The organism is Mycolicibacterium madagascariense, assembly GCF_010729665.1.
GTDB classification, from domain to species: Bacteria; Actinomycetota; Actinomycetes; order Mycobacteriales; family Mycobacteriaceae; genus Mycobacterium; species Mycobacterium madagascariense.
In genome coordinates this window covers 4,397,375-4,413,687 of sequence record NZ_AP022610.1, presented here as the reverse complement: position 1 = coordinate 4,413,687, position 16,313 = coordinate 4,397,375, and the positions used below count along the sequence as shown (strand labels likewise).

Below are 16,313 nucleotides of genomic sequence, written 5' to 3'. Positions count from 1 at the left end.
GAACTACAGCCGCGCGGCCAGCTCCGTGCCCTGGCGGATGGCGCGCTTGGCGTCGACCTCCGCGGCGACGTCGGCCCCGCCGATGACGTGCGGCTCGATTCCGTTGCGGCGCAACCCCGTTTCCAGATCGCGGACCGATTCCTGGCCGGCGCAGACGACCACGTTGTCGACGGTGAGCGTGCGTGGCCGGGAGTCGAGCCGGATGTGCAGGCCGTCGTCGTCGACGCGTTCGTACTCGACGCCGGACAGCTGCGTCACGCCCTTGGCCTTCAGCGACGCGCGGTGCACCCAACCCGACGTCTTGCCGAGTCGGCGGCCCTGGGGGCCCTTGGTCCGCTGCAGCAGGTAGACCTCCCGCGCGGGCGGCAGCGGGATCGGTGCCACCAGGGCGCCGGGGGTGTGCGGCGCCTCGGGCGGGTCCAGAGCGCCCCACTCCGCCTGCCACTCCTTGAGGTTGAGTGTCGGGGACTCGTCGGTGACCAGGAACTCGCTCACGTCGAAACCGATTCCGCCCGCGCCGATTACGGCCACGCGCGCACCGATCGGATGCCCGCGGATCGCGTCGGCGTAGGACACCACCATCGGGTGGTCGATGCCGGGGATGTCGGGCATGCGCGGCACCACCCCGGTGGCGAGCACCACGTCGTCGAAGCCCGCGAGCGCGTCGACCGTGGCGCGGACCCCGAGTCGCACGTCGACGGCGTGCTTGGTCAGCATCCGGGTGTAGTACCGAATGGTCTCGTTGAACTCCTCCTTGCCGGGAATCATTCTCGCCAAGTCGAATTGGCCGCCGATCGTCGCGCCGGCCTCGAACAGCGTCACGGCGTGGCCGCGCTGGGCGGCGGTCACCGCCGCCGACAGCCCAGCCGGCCCCGCGCCGACGACGGCGACCCGTCGCATGCGGCGCGTGGGGCGCAGGACGAGCGTCGTCTCGTGGCCGGCCCGCGGATTGAGCAGACACGACACGGTCCGGTGGGCGAACGCATGATCCAGGCACGCCTGATTGCACGCGATGCACGTGTTGATCTCGTCGGCGGCGTCGGTCGCGGCCTTGTTCACCCACTCCGGATCCGACAGCAGGGGTCGGGCCATCGAGATCAACTGCACGTCGCCGTCGGCCAGGATCTGTTCGGCCGACTGCGGCATGTTGATGCGATTGGACGCCATCACCGGAATGGTGACGTGCCGGGCCAGCGCATTGCTGACGTCGACGAACGCACCGCTGGGCACCGACGTGACGATGGTCGGCACCCGCGCCTCGTGCCAGCCGATGCCGGTGTTGATGATCGTGGCCCCGGCCGCCTCGACCTCGGCGCCCAGCGCGACGACGTCGTCCCAGGTCTGCCCGTCGGGGACGTAGTCCGCCAACGACATTCGGTAGCAGACGATGAAGTCGGGTCCGACGGCCGCGCGGGTGCGCCGGACGATCTCGACCGGGAAGCGGCGACGTTTCTCCGGGGTGCCGCCCCAGGCGTCGGTGCGCCTGTTGGTGCGCGGTGCGAGGAACTGGTTCAGCAGATATCCCTCGCTGCCCATGATCTCGACGCCGTCGTACCCGGCCTCGCGCGCCAGCAGCGCGCAGCGCACGAAGTCGTCGATGGTGCCGTCCACGTCGCGCAGGGCACGCGGTCGAAAGGGGTTGATGGGAGCCTTGATCGACGATGCGCTGACCGAAAGGGGATGGTAGGCATAGCGTCCCGCGTGCAGGATCTGCAGCAGGATCTTGCCGTCCGCGTCGTGGACGGCCGAGGTGATGCGGCGGTGCCTGCGGGCGTCCTTCGAGGACAGCAGCTCCGCCGCGAAGGGCAGCAGCCAACCGGTGCGGTTCGGGGCGTAGCCCCCGGTGATGATGAGCCCGACGCCGCCGCGCGCCCGTTCGGCGAAGTACGTGGCCAGCCGGTCGGTGTCGCGCGCTCTGTCCTCGAGCCCGGTGTGCATCGACCCCATGACCACCCGGTTGCGCAGGGTGGTGAAGCCAAGATTCAAGGGCGACAACAGGTTCGGATACGCGGTCATGCCGTTCCTCCTAGCGCGGTGAGTACCTCGTCGAGCCATCGCAGTGAGCCCTCCTCGGCGAGGATGCCGCCGCGCAGCACCAGGTACTGGTGCAGACCGGGGCCGTCGAGCGCGGACGGGTCGGGAAACTGACGCTTCTCGAAGCCGAGGTAGGTGTCGAGCTGTCGGGCCCGCTCGCTGCGCAGCGCCACGACCTGGTCGCGCAGCGCGTCGACGTCGCCGTAGGTGGCGCCGCGGATCTTGACGGCCAGCTCGCGGGTGCGGGCGTCGGTCACCGCACTCCCCTTGCCGGTCAGGGGTTGGGCGATCCAGCGCCGAAGCTCCGCGCGACCGCCATCGGTGACGCCGTACACCTTCTTGTCCGGTCTGCCCTGCTGGACGACGACGTCGACGTGCACCCAGCCGTCGTCCTCCATCGTGCGCAGCGTCTTGTAGATCTGCTGGTGGGTGGCGGCCCAGAAGTATCCGATGGACCGGTCGAACCGGCGGGCCAGCTCATAACCCGAGCCGGCCTGCTCGAGCAGCGACACCAGGATCGCGTGGGGGAGGGCCACGACGGCACCGTAAGCGCAACCGCGGGTCCTATGCAACTAGTTGCAGCGACGTCGCCGCGAACCACGCGTCGACCGGGCCGGAAACCGCAGGAACACACCCCTAAAGACGACTAGGCGAGCTGTATGTGAGACGTCTAGTATCAGTAACCGCGCGGCGCCTTCGCGGGCGGCGCGCGAAGTTAGGACACACTGAGACAGGCGTGCAGGTATCGGCAACGCATACTTGCTTCGGCTTCGCAGGGGTCCGACCCAGGTCCCCACCGACCGGCAGCCCACTGGACAGGAGAGACATCAGTGACGTACACCATTGCCGAACCCTGTGTCGACGTGAAGGACAAGGCATGCATCGAGGAGTGCCCCGTCGACTGCATCTACGAGGGCGCACGCATGCTGTACATCCACCCCGACGAGTGCGTGGACTGCGGTGCGTGCGAGCCGGTCTGCCCGGTGGAGGCCATCTACTACGAGGATGACGTCCCGGATCAGTGGAGCGGCTACACCCAGCACAACGCGGACTTCTTCGCTGAGCTCGGCTCGCCCGGCGGCGCGTCGAAGGTCGGCCAGACCGACAACGATCCGCAGGCCATCAAGGACATGGCCCCCCAGGGCGAGGACTGACCAACGGCCGGGCCACTGTCGGCGGCGCTGCCGGTCTTCCCCTGGGACACCCTCGCCGACGCGACGGCCGCGTCCAGGGCCCACCCCGACGGCATCGTCGACCTGTCCGTCGGGACGCCGGTCGACCCGGTAGCCCCGGTCATCCGCGATGCGCTCGCGGCGGCCAGTTCGGCACCCGGCTACCCGACCACGGCGGGCACCCCCGCGCTGCGGGCAGCGGCGGTGACCGCGCTGCAGCGGCGCTACGGCATCACCGACGTCGCCGAGGCCGCCGTGCTGCCGGTCATCGGGACCAAGGAGGCCATCGCCTGGTTGCCGACGCTGCTCAACCTCGGCCGTGACGACCTCGTCGTCGTCCCCGAACTGGCGTACCCGACCTACGACGTCGGCGCGCGGCTGGCCGGTGCCGAGGTCGTCGCCGCCGATTCGCTGACGCAGCTGGGTCCACGGTCCCCGCGACTCGTCTTCGTCAATTCCCCCAGCAACCCGACGGGCGCGGTGCTCGGCGTGGACCACCTGCGCAAGGTCGTCGCGTGGGCCCGTGAGCGGGGGGCGCTCGTCGCCTCCGACGAGTGCTACCTGGGGCTGGGTTGGGACCCCGACGCGTCGCCGGTCTCGGTGCTGCACCCCTCGGTGTGCGAGGGCGACCACACCGGTCTGCTCGCGATCCACTCGCTGTCGAAGACCTCGTCGCTGGCCGGCTACCGGGCGGGCTTCGTCGCGGGCGATCCCGCCGTGGTGGCCGAGTTGCTCGCCGTGCGCAAGCACGCGGGGATGATGGTGCCGACGCCGATCCAGGCCGCCATGGTGGCCGCCCTCGACGACGACGCGCACGAGAAGGTGCAGCGGGAGCGATACGCCCGCCGCCGCGAGGTGCTGCTGGCGGCGGTGCTCGCCGCGGGCTTCACCGTCGACCACTCCGAGGCGGGCCTGTACCTGTGGGCGACGCGCGACGAGCCCTGCCGCGACACCGTCGCCTCGCTGGCGCAGCTCGGCATCCTGGTCGCGCCCGGCGAGTTCTACGGCCCACGCGGTGCCAGGCACGTGCGGATGGCGCTGACGGCCACCGACGAGCGGATCGACGCGGCGGCCGCCCGCCTCATCTGACAAGCTGCGGCCTGACACGAGCTACAGGGCGCGCAGGCTCAGCGAAAGCACCAGTCTCACATCGGGATCCGCGAGCGAGGTGCCCAGGATCTCCTCGATCCGGCGCACGCGGTAGCGCACCGTGTTGGGGTGTACGTGCAACCACTGGGCCGCCGCGCCCACCTCGCCGAAGCTGTCCAGGTAGGCCCGCAGGGTGTCGGCCAGGACGGGATCGCCCTCGCGCAGCTCGCGCACCCGCGGGTCGACGAGTCGGTCGTCGGCGCCGATCATCGTGACGATCTCGTCGAGCACCACCGTCGTGCGGGACTCGGCCAGCGACGTCACCTGACCGATGGCGCCGGGGCGGCGCTTGGCGCTGTCGAGCACCCGGTCGACCTCTGCCCGCGCGGCCGCCACGCCCGCGAGACCCGTTGGGGGCGTGGCGATCACGGCCCGCAACGTCAGCCCCAGCTCGGATCGCAGCGCGGCGATCGTGCCGCGGATCCATGACGTCACCGCGGCGGGTCGACCGGTGTCGGGGAGCAGGACGTAGACGCGCGACGCATTGGCCGCCACCTGGGCGTCGGACCGAAAGGCACTGGCGCTCAACGCAAGTACCTCGGCCAGCCGCACCGAGGCGTCCGCACCGTCGAAGCCGACGACGGCGACGTGGCCGTCGGTCTCGATGCCGAGTTCGCGTGCGGCGTTCGCCACCGCGGTGCGATCGGCGTCGCGCAGGCCGAGCACCTCCTGCACCCGCATCGCGTGGGTGGACGGCGCCGCGGCCAGGCGCGAGATGATGCGCGCGGCCAGCACCGCCGCGCCGCGCAGGACGTCGTCGGCATCCTCGGCCAGCGGTCGGGCCCCCTCCTGCAGCCAGATGGTGCCCGCGAACGCGGGTCCGCGCCGACGATCGGCGACGGCGTGGTGAATGCCGACCGCGCGGCGCGGGCGCAGACCGAGTTCGGGCCTGGCGTCGATGCGCACCACGTCGCCGGTGACGCGCAGTGCGTCGAAGATGCCTGCCCGCCCGATCCAGGCGAGGTGTTCCGGCGGTCCGGCGCGACCCAGGATCGACAGCCGCCGCAACTCGTCGGCCCCGTCGTTGGAGGCGGAGTACGCCAGCACGTGCGACTGGACGTCCTCGATGCTCACCAGGGCGTGCGTGCGGTCGGCGATCGACTGGGCCAGCCCGAACAGGTCGGTGCTCGAATCGTAGAGCGGGTCCTCCCGATCGCCGTGGTGTTCGAAGACGTGGTCGACGAGGCGGTACAGCCGCTCCCAGCGCGCCCGCGGTTCGACGGCGACGACGGCCGTGCCCGCGGCGACCGCCCGCATCACCACCGCGTCCGACGGCTCCTTGAGGAAGATCGCGGCCGGGGCCCTGGCCTGCTGCGCCAGCCACCCCAGCACGTCACCGTCGTCGACCCCGAGCAGGAAGAACACGTCCGCGGCACCGGTTGCGAGCGACAGCCCGAGCCGGACGTCGTCGGCGTCGATGAGCGCGGCCGACGCGACGGGGAGGTCGAGGCCGCGCGGCGCCTCCACCAGCGTCACCATCGTCGCGTCGAGCGCGAGGAGCAGCTGGCCGAGTCCGACGCCGGCCGCGGTCACTTGGCCGATCCTACGGGAGGAGGGGCTGATGTCTGTCCGATCGGCCAACGGATGCGCGGGTCGCAGGAGAGACCCTGATCACATGACCTTCGCCGCGATCACCGACGTGCCGCCCCCCAGCAACGAGCCCGTGCGCGACTACGCCCCCGGCAGTCCCGAGCGCGCCGGCCTGGTCGCGGCGGTCGCAGCGCTCGACGCCGCCGACCCGATCGACCTGCCCCACGTCATCGCGGGTCGGCACGTGATGGGTGACGGCGCGCGCATCGACGTCGTGCAGCCGCATCGCCACCGCGCGGTGCTCGGCACGCTGACCAACGCGGGCCACGCCGAGGCGACGGCCGCCGTGGACGCCGCGCTCGACGCGAAGCACGCCTGGGCCGCACTGCCCTTCGACGAGCGCGCCGCGGTCTTCCTGCGGGCCGCCGATCTGCTCACCGGGCCGTGGCGGAACCGGCTCGCCGCGGCCACCATGCTCGGGCAGTCGAAGACGGTGTACCAGGCCGAGATCGACTCGTCCTGCGAGCTCGCCGACTTCTGGCGGTTCAACGTCGCCTTCGCCCGGCAGCTGATGGCGCAGCAGCCGACGAGCACGCGCGGGGTGTGGAACCGCACCGATTACCGCCCGCTGGAGGGCTTCGTCTACGCCATCACCCCGTTCAACTTCACCGCCATCGCGGGCAACCTGCCGACCGCCCCCGCGCTGATGGGCAACACCGTCGTGTGGAAACCCTCTGTGACGCAATCGCTCTCGGCCTATCTGACCATGCAGCTGCTCGAGGCGGCGGGACTGCCGCCCGGGGTGATCAACCTCGTCACGGGCGACGGGTACGCGGTGTCCGACGTCGCGCTGACCGACCCGCGGCTGGCGGGCATCCACTTCACCGGCTCGACCGCCACGTTCCAGCACCTGTGGCGCGAGGTCGGCACGAACATCGAGCGCTATCACACCTACCCCCGGCTCGTCGGCGAGACCGGCGGCAAGGACTTCGTCGTCGCACATGCCTCGGCGCGGCCAGACGTGTTGCGCACCGCCTTGATTCGCGGCGCGTTCGACTATCAGGGCCAGAAGTGCTCGGCGGCCTCGCGGGCCTTCGTGCCGCGGTCGGTGTGGCAGCAGATGGGCGACGACTTCCTCGGCGCCACCGCCGAACTCGCCTACGGCGACGTCGCGGACCTGACCCAGTTCGGCGGGGCGCTCATCGACGACCGCGCCTTCGCCAAGAACGTCGCGGCCATCGAACGCGCCAAGGGCGCGCCGGGGGTGACGGTCGCCGTCGGCGGTGAATACGACGATGCGGAAGGGTATTTCGTGCGTCCGACCGTGCTGCTGTCCGACGACCCGGCCGACGAGGCCTTCCGCGAGGAGTACTTCGGTCCGATCCTGGCGCTGCACGTTTATGACGACGACCGCTACGACGACGTGCTCGACGTGATCGACGCGGGGTCGACGTACGCACTGACCGGCGCCGTCATCGCCGACGACCGCGCCGCGGTGCAGACCGCCGCCGACCGGTTGCGCCACGCCGCGGGCAACTTCTACGTCAACGACAAGCCCACCGGCGCCGTGGTCGGGCAGCAGCCCTTCGGCGGCTCGCGCGCGTCGGGGACCAACGACAAGGCGGGCTCGCCGATGAACCTGCTGCGGTGGACGTCGGCTCGGTCCATCAAGGAGACGTTCGTCCCGCCCGTCCACCACGAGTATCCCCACATGGAGGGAACGTCATGAGCATGTTCCAGCGGTTCGCCCGGCCGACCATCCTGGCCGCCGCACGGTCCGACGGCCTGCGCCGCACGGCCGAGCGACTGCCCGTCACCCGCGAGGTGGTCCACCGCTTCGTGCCTGGGGAGACCGTCGAGGACGCGCTGACGTCCGTTGCGGCCCTTCGTGATTCGCGGCGCTACGTCTCGATCGACTACCTCGGCGAGGACGTCGGCGACGCCGAGGCGGCCGAGTCCACCGTGCGGGCCTACCGCGGCCTCCTCGACGCGCTCGGTGAACGGGGCGAGCGCGGCGATGGTCCCCGACCGCTGGAGGTGTCGCTGAAGTTGTCGGCACTCGGCCAGGCGCTGCCGCGCGACGGCGACAAGATCGCCACCGAGAACGCCCACGCCATCTGCTCGCACGCCCGCGACCTCGGCGCGTGGGTGACGATCGACGCCGAGGACCACACGACCACCGACTCGACGCTGTCGATCGTGACCGACCTGCGGGTCGACTTCCCGTGGCTGGGCACGGTTCTGCAGGCCTACCTCAAGCGCACCGAGGGTGACTGCGCGGACCTCGCGGGAGCGCGAATCCGCCTGTGCAAGGGCGCCTATGACGAGCCCGCCTCGGTGGCCTACCGCGACGCCGACGAGGTCACCGCGTCCTACCTGCGCTGCCTGCGCGTGCTGATGGCAGGCGACGGCTACCCGATGGTCGCCTCGCACGATCCGGCCGTCATCGCGGCCGTCCCCGCCATGGCGGCCGAACACCGCAGGAGCGTCGACGATTTCGAGTACCAGATGCTCTACGGCATCCGCGATGGGGAGCAGCGCAGGCTCGCCGACGGGGGCAACCACGTCCGGGTGTACGTGCCCTTCGGCACCCAGTGGTACGGGTACTTCGTGCGCCGCATCGCCGAGCGGCCCGCCAACCTGACCTTCTTCCTGCGCGCGTTGGCCGAGCGCCGGCACTGAGCACGCCCACCCCCGCTGAGGCTGCGGGGAGATCGCGAATCGGGGTCGAATCGCGATCTCCCCGCAGTCTCAGCGGGCGAGTTGTGCGAGCACTAGGCTGGCCGCGTCCCGCAGGAGGTGTGCATGGCGGTCAGCGGCCATGGTGCAGAACGGCAGCGCATCGACGGGTTCGGCAGGCTCGACCTCGGGCTGCGGCGAGCCAGCGACTGGTATCTCTGGGGCCCTTACCTCAGCGAACGCCAGTGGGGCACGGTCCGCGAGGACTACAGCGCCGACGGCGACGCCTGGAACTACCTGCCGCACGACCACGCGCGGTCACGCGCCTACCGCTGGGGTGAGGACGGACTGGCCGGCTGGTGCGACGTCGAGCAGCGGCTGTGCCTGGCCCTGGCGCTGTGGAACGGACGCGATCCGATCCTCAAGGAACGGGCATTTGGCCTGACCGGCCACGAGGGCAACCACGGCGAGGACGTCAAGGAGTACTGGTGGTTCCGCGACGCGGTGCCCAGCCACGCCTGGAACACCTGGCGCTATCACTATCCGCAGCAGGCGTTTCCGTACGAGGACCTGATCGAGGAGAACCGCAACCGCAGCCGGCTCGATCCCGAGTACGAACTGCTCGACACCGGCATCTTCGACGACGACAGGTACTGGGTCGTCGACGTCGCCTACGCCAAGGGCGGGCCGACCGACGTCCTGATGACGATCGAGGTGACGAACGTCGGACCCGACGCCGACGTCCTCCACGTGCTGCCGACGCTGTGGTGGCGCAACACCTGGGCCTGGGACGACCTGAGCGGGCCCCCCGAGGAACTCGTCGCCACGTCCGACGCGACGGTCGGGTTGACGCACCCCTTCCTCGGGCCGCTCGAATTACTCTGCAGCACAAATCATCTCGGTGCCGAACCCACTCTGCTGTTCTGTGACAACGAGACCAACGTCGCACGCCTCTTCGGCGCACCGCCGACGTCGTCGTGGCCCAAGGACGGGATCAACGATCACGTCGTCACAGGCGCCGACACCGTCAACCCGGCCCGGCGGGGCACCAAGTGTGCGGCGTGGTACCGGCTGACCGTGGCGCCGGGGGAGACCGCGCGGTTGCGGCTGCGGTTGCGCCCGACGGGCGCCGAGCCCGAGCCGTCGAGCGCGCTCGCCGACGACTTCACCCGCGTGATCGAGACGAGAAGGGCTGAGGCCGACGAGTTCTACGCCGGCCTGACCCCGGCCGCCGCCTCGCCCGACGAGGCCGCGGTGATGCGGCAGGCGTTCGCGGGACTGCTCTGGTGCAAGCAGTTCTACTACTACGACGTCGCGCGCTGGCTCGACGGGGATCCCGCTCAGCCGCCACCACCACCGAATCGCAAGGACATCCGAAACGGCAAGTGGCGCACCTTCCAAGCCCTCGACGTCATGTCGATGCCCGACACGTGGGAGTACCCGTGGTTCGCGGCGTGGGATCTGGCCTTCCAGTGCGTCGCGCTCACCCACGTCGACCCCGCGTTCGCCAAGTACCAGCTCAGTCTGCTGTGCCGGGAGTGGTTCCAGCATCCCAACGGCGCACTGCCCGCCTACGAGTGGGACTTCGGCGACGTCAACCCGCCCGTCCAGGCGTGGGCCGCCCTGGAGATCTTCGCGATCGACGGGGGCCGCGACATAGACTTCCTCAGCCGCATCTTCGACAAGCTGCTCGTCAACTTCACGTGGTGGGTGAACCGCGAGGACGTCGACGGCTCGAACGTCTTCGAGGGCGGCTTCATGGGGCTGGACAACATCGGCCCGCTGAACCGTTCGCACCTGCCCATCGACGGCGTCCTGGAGCAGTCCGACGCCACCGGATGGATGGCGACCTATGCGCTGTGGATGGCGATGATCGCGACGATCCTGGACCTCTCGGGGCACCGGCCGGCGATCGACCTCGTGCAGAAGTTCCTGGAGCACTTCGCAGGCATCGCCGAAGCCCTCGACACGGTGGGGGTGTGGGACGAGCAGGACGGGCTGTTCTACGACCGCGTGGTGATGCCCGACGGGAGCGCCGTCCCCCTGCGGGTGCGTTCGATCGCCGCGGTGATCCCGCTGCTCGCGGTCGCCGTCGTCGACGACGAGGCTCTGGACCGCACGCTGGTCACCAACAAGCGGTTCGCCGATTACCTTCGCCGACAACAGGACCGACGCGATGGCGGCCTTGCGGCAGGCGGCATCCTGCACGCTCGGGCCGGACGGGGGCAGACGCTGATCGGCGTCACCAGTAGCGACCGGGTCCGACGCGCCTGCGCGAAGTTGTTCGACCCGCAGGAGTTCCTCTCTCCCAACGGCTTGCGCTCGCTGTCGCGGTACCACCGCGACCACCCCTACTCGATCGTGATCGCGGGGGTGCGGGCCGGCATCGACTACGAGCCCGCCGAGTCGACGACGGCGATGTTCGGCGGCAACTCCAATTGGCGTGGGCCCGTGTGGTTTCCGCTGAACTACCTGATCGCGCGGGCGCTCGAGCGGTACCACGAGTTCTTCGGTGCGGACCTCGAGGTCGAATACCCCACCGGCTCGGGATCGTCCGCGTCCCTCGACGTCGTCGCCGCCGACCTGTGGCAGCGTCTGGTCGGCCTCTTCCTCGTCGACGGGAACGGTCGCCGACCCTGCTACGGGCAGGTCGAGAAGCTGCAGAACGACCCGCGCTGGCGCGACGGGGTGCTGTTCCACGAGTACTACGACGGGGATGACGGCAAGGGCCTGGGGGCAAGTCACCAGACGGGCTGGACCGCACTCGTCGCCGACGTCATCCGGCGGCGGCACGGCACCCTGGCGACCCTCGGCCAGGTCATCGCCGACGTCACGCGCAAGCCGACGTCGTGACCTACCGGCCCCGTGACCTACAAGCCCAGGCGGGCCAGTTCCTGAGCGGTCACCAGGCGTTCCTGGCGGGCCGGGAACTCGCGGCTGCGCCGCGGGTGCAGGAGTAGCGAGGCGAGCCGTACGACTCGCGTGTCCCAGGTTCGATTGGTGTACAAGGCGTCTCACTCCTACCCACGGATCGTCTGACGTCGGGCCAGCGCGGGCGGGCCCCACGGCGACCGGTCACCGCAACCGATCACCCTGCACACCTTGAACGACCGCGGTCTCGTTTCGGACACGACATCGTCACGTCTGGAATCCTATGGCGCGCCCTCCCGCTTGCAGCCAGGTCGCTGTGAGAGTGGGCGGGGACCACGGCCGTCCCGGCGTATGTTGTGCACCGGTGTCATCCGACCCAGCAATGGAGGTAGGACCATGTCGCAGGGTGTGGACGTCGCGGCGGGCGGCGCGCAGCAGGAGCAGGACAGCGACGTGCTGGTCATCTTCGGCATCACCGGCGACCTGGCGAAGAAGATGACCTTCCGGGCGCTGTACCGGTTGGAGCGGCGCGGTGAGCTGCACTGCCCCATCGTGGGCGTGGCCGGCGACGACATCACCGTCGACCAACTCGTCGACCGGGCCCGCCAGGCGATCACCGCGTCGGGCGAGGCCATGGACGACGCGGTGTTCCAGCGGCTTGCCGGCCGGCTGACGTACCTGTCCGGCAACGTCACCGACGCGCCCGTCTACGAGGCGCTGACCGCCGCACTGCGGCCCTACCACCGGCCGCTGTTCTACCTCGAGGTGCCGCCCGCGCTGTTCGGGCCCATCGTCGACCAGCTCGGCGAGGCGTCGCTGCTCGACGCCGCGCGCGTCGCGGTGGAGAAGCCGTTCGGGCACGACCTCGCGTCGGCCCGCGAACTCAACGCCCGCCTGCACCGGCACCTGCGCGAGGACCAGATCCTGCGGGTCGACCACTTCCTCGGCAAGGAACCCGTCATCGAGCTGGAGTACCTGCGGTTCGCCAACGTCGCCATCGCCCAGGTGTGGGACCGCCAGAGCGTGTCCTGCATCCAGATCACGATGGCCGAGAACTTCGGCGTCGAGGACCGCGGACGGTTCTACGACGGCGTCGGGGCCCTGCGCGACGTCGTGCAGAACCACCTGATGCAGGTGCTCGCGCTGGTCGCCATGGAGCCCCCGGCCAGCGCCAGCGGCAGCGAGCTGCGCGACAAGAAGGCCGAGGTCCTGCGCGCCATGCCGGCGGCGAATCCCGCCCACTGCGTACGCGGCCAGTACCGCGGATATCGCGACATCGACGGTGTGGCAGCCGATTCCACCACCGAGACGTTCGTCGCCCTGGAGCTCGAGATCGACAACTGGCGGTGGTCGGGGGTGCCCATCTTCCTCCGGGCCGGCAAGTCGCTGACCGAACGCGTCACCGAGGTCAGGCTGATCCTGCGCAGCACGCCGCGGCTGAGCTTCCTGCCCACGCCCGCGCAGGTCGAGCCCAACCAGATCGTGCTGCGCATCGACCCGAACCCCGGTTTCCGCATGCAGCTCATCGCCCGCGACGAGGACGAGACGTGGCGGACCATCCCCCTGCAGACCGTGTTCGGCACCGAACTCGGCGAACCCATGGAACCCTACGAGCGGCTGTTCCTGGCGGCGCTCGGCGGCGACCACCGGCTGTTCGGTCGCGAAGACGCGATCGAGGAGACCTGGCGCATTCTGCAGCCGTTGCTCACCGATCCGCCGCCCGTGCAGGAGTACGACCCCGGCTCCTGGGGGCCGGCCGCGGCCGACGATCTGCTCGGTGACTTGCCGCCATGGCACCAGCCGTGGCTGAACTGAGAGGCGCCGCCGTGTCGACCAAGATCGCCGTCCTCTTCATCCACGGGGTGGAGATCGAGGACCCGCACTACGCGCAGAATGCGATGGCGTTGCTGCGCGACGAATACGCCAAGGTGCCGGGCGCCGACCCCGACGATCTCGTCATCGAGGCCGCCTACTGGATCCCCGTCGTCGCGCGGGGCCTGAACACCATCGTCGAGCGGTCCTTCGGCGACGGTTTCACGCGGTGGGTCCGCTGGCTCGACGGCCTCGTCCACCGCATCGACAACGGGTCCTACCTGGCCATGGTCCCGCTGGTCGTCTCCGGTGTGCTCGGCCGGGTGCCGGGTTTGCCCAAGGCGCACTGGGCGACGCTACGGTGGGCCGTGACGTACTTCCTCGGCGACGTCATCGCCTATCAGACCGCGGAGGGCAGCAACGTCAACTACGACGCGATCCACGCCCGCGTCGACGACGCCCTGGCGAAGCTGGCCGAGCGGGCGCCCGACGCACCGCTGTGCGTCATCTCCCACAGCCTGGGCACCGTCATCGCCTCCGACCACTTCTACGACCTGCAGCACGCGAGCCGGTCCTCGTCGTCGAGTGCGCTCGAACGGGGGGAGACCCTCACGTGGTTCTATACGCTGGGCAGTCCGATCGCGCTCTGGATGGTCCGGTATCCCTCGTTCGACGCGCCGATCTCGCTACCCGGCCGCACCGCGAACGCGGGCGCCGAGCGCGCGGCGGAATGGGTCAACTTCTACGATCCGGACGACATCATCGCCTATCCGCTGCGGGATCTGAACGCCCAGTATCGCCGCGCGGTCGACGCCGACCACGCCGTCCACGTGGGACCGCCCATGCTCGGGCGCACGCCGGTGTCGCACATCGGCTACTTCAACTCACGAAAGGTCATGCGCCCCATCGCCCGTCGTCTCGCGTCGCTGGGGCGCCGCTAGCCGCAGCAGCGTCCACGCCGCGATGGTCTGCGCATCGGTGATGGTTCCGTCGCGGATCATCCGTTCGATCTGCGCGCCGGTGAACCAGTCGCTGCGCATGTCCTGCTCCTCGAGTTCGCGCTCGTGGTCGCCCGCGGTGAGCCCGGTCGCCAGGAACGCCCAGCCCCGCTGACTGGTCATGCCCGGCGCGACGTCGAGCTGGCCGAGAACGACCAGCGACTCGGCCCGCAGCCCGGTCTCCTCCCGCAGCTCCCTGGCCGCCAGCTCGACGGGCGTCGGCTCCTGGCCGTCCAGGGTGTCCGGCGCGGTACCCTGCGGAAACTCCCAGCGGCGCAAGCCAATTGGATAGCGAAACTGCTCGACGAGGTGGTAGCGCTCGCCGTCGTGCGCGATCACCAGGGCGTAGGTCGGCTTGTCGACGACGCCGTAGATCCCCGCACTGCCGTCCTGGCGCCTGACGTCGTCCTCGCGGACGGTCATCCAGGCGTTGCGGTAGACGATGCGGGTGGCGACGCGCGCGACGGGGTCCATCCGTTCATTGTCGCCGGTCGCGCGGGTAGCCTCGCTCACGTGCTGCTGGCCTCTCTGAACCCGTCGATCGTCGCCGGCGGGCACGACGTCGCGGACGCGGTGCGCATCGACGGTGCGACGCTGAGCCGAAGCGATCTCGTCGGTGCGGCCACCGCGGTGGCCGAGCGCATTGCGGGCGCAGGCCGGGTGGCGGTGCTCGCCACCCCCACGGCGGCCACGGTGCTCGCGATCACCGGCTGCCTCATCGCGGGCGTCCCGGTGGTCCCGGTGCCCGCCGACGTCGGGGCGGCCGAACGCCGTCACATCCTGACCGACTCCGGCGCGCGGGCCTGGCTGGGCGAGGTGCCCGCCGAGCCCGAGGGCCTGCCGCACGTGCCGGTGCGGCTGCACGCCCGGTCGTGGCACCGCTATGCCGAGCCGTCACCGGATGCGACGGCCCTGGTGATGTACACCTCCGGCACGACCGGCCCACCCAAGGGCGTGCTCATCAGCAGGCGCGCGATCGCGGCCGACGTCGACGCGCTCGCCGCCGCGTGGGCATGGACGCCCGACGACACGCTGGTGCACGGCCTTCCGCTGTTCCACGTCCACGGGTTGATCCTCGGGCTGCTGGGGTCACTGCGGATCGGAAATCGCTTCGTGCACACCGGAAAGCCGACGCCCGCCGCGTACGCCGAGGCGGCCGGGTCGCTGTACTTCGGCGTCCCGACGGTGTGGTCGCGCGTCGCCGGTGACGTGGACGCGGCCCTGGCGCTGTCCTCGGCGCGGCTGCTGGTCTCGGGCAGCGCCGCGCTTCCGGTGCCGGTGTTCGACGAGCTGGTCCGGCTCACCGGTCACGCGCCCGTGGAGCGGTACGGAAGCACCGAATCCCTCATCACGCTCAGCACGCTCGTCGACGGCGAACGACGTCCCGGCTGGGTCGGCCTTCCGCTCGACGGCGTGCGGACCCGGTTGACCGACGACGACGGCGCGGCGGTCCCACACGACGGGGAAACCATTGGGCGCCTTGAGGTTCAGGGTCCCATGCTGTTCGACGGCTACCTGAATCGGCCCGACGCCACCGCCGAGGTCCTCGGCGCCGACGGGTGGTACCGCACCGGCGACGTCGCGGTGATCGACGGCGACGGCATGCATCGCATCGTCGGTCGCGAATCGGTCGACCTGATCAAGTCCGGCGGATACCGGATCGGGGCGGGGGAGATCGAGACCGTGCTGCTGGGGCACCCCGGTGTCGACGAGGTCGCGGTGGTCGGAGTCCCCGACACCGACCTCGGCCAGCGGATCGTGGCGTTCGTCGTGGGCTCTGGATCGCCCCAGGAGCTCATCGACCATGTGGCACAGCAGCTTTCGGCGCACAAGCGCCCGCGCGAGGTGCGCATCGTGGACGCCCTGCCCCGCAACGCCATGGGCAAGGTCATGAAGCGGGAACTGGCCACCTGACGTCGCGGTGCGGCGCGGGCCCTCGCGCCCCCGGCGCTCACCACCAGGACGGCGGTGGTGGCTCCCCGAAGGCCGACCCCGTGTGGGTTGCCACCGGGGGAACGTCGCGCGGCCCGCAGATTCGTGGACGCCTTACCGCCAACTCACAGACACC

General features: G+C 70.5%; 12 protein-coding genes. 8 read left to right on the top strand and 4 right to left on the bottom strand.

Annotated features, from left to right (window positions below; translation table 11 throughout):
* Positions 1–3: 3 nt before the first annotated feature.
* Together G6N60_RS20770 and G6N60_RS20765 are read right to left on the bottom strand one after the other, a co-directional pair.
* Positions 4–2,016, bottom strand: a complete 2,013-nt coding sequence (locus tag G6N60_RS20770) for an NADPH-dependent 2,4-dienoyl-CoA reductase (protein WP_163740798.1) — start codon at positions 2,014–2,016, stop codon at positions 4–6.
* Complete coding sequence (locus G6N60_RS20765; protein WP_163740797.1) at positions 2,013–2,570, bottom strand: PadR family transcriptional regulator; 558 nt, start codon at positions 2,568–2,570, stop codon at positions 2,013–2,015. The genes G6N60_RS20770 and G6N60_RS20765 overlap by 4 nt, the downstream gene beginning before the upstream one ends.
* A gap of 294 nt (positions 2,571–2,864) precedes the next feature.
* On the opposite strand from G6N60_RS20765, the gene fdxA reads away from it, so the two are divergent.
* Together fdxA and dapC are read left to right on the top strand one after the other, a co-directional pair.
* A complete protein-coding gene (fdxA, locus tag G6N60_RS20760; RefSeq protein WP_163740795.1) occupies positions 2,865–3,188 on the top strand; it encodes a ferredoxin in 324 nt (107 codons plus the stop codon).
* 15 nt (positions 3,189–3,203) lie between these two features.
* Complete coding sequence (gene dapC, locus G6N60_RS20755; RefSeq protein ID WP_163744292.1) at positions 3,204–4,295, top strand: succinyldiaminopimelate transaminase; 1,092 nt, start codon at positions 3,204–3,206, stop codon at positions 4,293–4,295.
* Positions 4,296–4,316: 21 nt separating this feature from the next.
* Here the strand turns inward: dapC and G6N60_RS20750 are convergent, their stop codons facing one another.
* Positions 4,317–5,834, bottom strand: a complete 1,518-nt coding sequence (locus G6N60_RS20750; protein WP_276028376.1) for a PucR family transcriptional regulator — start codon at positions 5,832–5,834, stop codon at positions 4,317–4,319.
* A 136-nt stretch (positions 5,835–5,970) separates the two neighbouring features.
* Between G6N60_RS20750 and pruA the strand changes: the two genes are divergently transcribed.
* The 5 genes from pruA (at position 5,971) to G6N60_RS20725 (ending at position 14,188) form a co-directional block, all read left to right on the top strand.
* Positions 5,971–7,614: an L-glutamate gamma-semialdehyde dehydrogenase gene (gene pruA / locus G6N60_RS20745; protein WP_163740790.1), complete on the top strand. Its 1,644-nt coding sequence runs from the start codon at positions 5,971–5,973 to the stop codon at positions 7,612–7,614.
* Positions 7,611–8,567: a proline dehydrogenase family protein gene (locus G6N60_RS20740; protein ID WP_163740788.1), complete on the top strand. Its 957-nt coding sequence runs from the start codon at positions 7,611–7,613 to the stop codon at positions 8,565–8,567. The genes pruA and G6N60_RS20740 overlap by 4 nt, the downstream gene beginning before the upstream one ends.
* Before the next feature lie 123 nt (positions 8,568–8,690).
* Positions 8,691–11,417 carry an MGH1-like glycoside hydrolase domain-containing protein gene (locus tag G6N60_RS20735; protein WP_197746957.1) on the top strand — a complete coding sequence of 909 codons (2,727 nt, stop codon included), beginning with the start codon at positions 8,691–8,693 and terminating at the stop codon, positions 11,415–11,417.
* A 414-nt stretch (positions 11,418–11,831) separates the two neighbouring features.
* On the top strand, positions 11,832–13,250 hold the full coding sequence (locus tag G6N60_RS20730) for a glucose-6-phosphate dehydrogenase (RefSeq protein ID WP_163740786.1): 1,419 nt from the start codon (positions 11,832–11,834) through the stop codon (positions 13,248–13,250).
* Positions 13,238–14,188, top strand: a complete 951-nt coding sequence (locus G6N60_RS20725) for a hypothetical protein (protein WP_163740784.1) — start codon at positions 13,238–13,240, stop codon at positions 14,186–14,188. The genes G6N60_RS20730 and G6N60_RS20725 overlap by 13 nt, the downstream gene beginning before the upstream one ends.
* On the opposite strand, the gene G6N60_RS20720 is transcribed toward G6N60_RS20725, so the two are convergent.
* A complete protein-coding gene (locus G6N60_RS20720) occupies positions 14,132–14,719 on the bottom strand; it encodes an NUDIX domain-containing protein (RefSeq protein ID WP_163740782.1) in 588 nt (195 codons plus the stop codon). The two genes, G6N60_RS20725 and G6N60_RS20720, sit on opposite strands and share 57 nt — an antisense overlap.
* A 39-nt stretch (positions 14,720–14,758) precedes the next feature.
* Here G6N60_RS20720 and G6N60_RS20715 point away from each other — a divergent pair, with 39 nt between their 5' ends.
* A complete protein-coding gene (locus G6N60_RS20715) occupies positions 14,759–16,159 on the top strand; it encodes an acyl-CoA synthetase (protein ID WP_163740780.1) in 1,401 nt (466 codons plus the stop codon).
* The last annotated feature ends 154 nt before the right edge of the window (positions 16,160–16,313 follow it).

Bases quoted from the DNA above. Each gene is read 5' to 3' on its own strand.
- G6N60_RS20770 (WP_163740798.1), bottom strand. From the start codon at position 2,016: ATGACCGCGTATCCGAACCTGTTGTCGCCCTTGAATCTTGGCTTCACC.
- G6N60_RS20750 (WP_276028376.1), bottom strand. From the start codon at position 5,834: ATGGTGACGCTGGTGGAGGCGCCGCGCGGCCTCGACCTCCCCGTCGCG.
- pruA (WP_163740790.1), top strand. From the start codon at position 5,971: ATGACCTTCGCCGCGATCACCGACGTGCCGCCCCCCAGCAACGAGCCC.
- G6N60_RS20740 (WP_163740788.1), top strand. From the start codon at position 7,611: ATGAGCATGTTCCAGCGGTTCGCCCGGCCGACCATCCTGGCCGCCGCA.
- G6N60_RS20735 (WP_197746957.1), top strand. From the start codon at position 8,691: ATGGCGGTCAGCGGCCATGGTGCAGAACGGCAGCGCATCGACGGGTTC.
- G6N60_RS20730 (WP_163740786.1), top strand. From the start codon at position 11,832: ATGTCGCAGGGTGTGGACGTCGCGGCGGGCGGCGCGCAGCAGGAGCAG.
- G6N60_RS20720 (WP_163740782.1), bottom strand. From the start codon at position 14,719: ATGGACCCCGTCGCGCGCGTCGCCACCCGCATCGTCTACCGCAACGCC.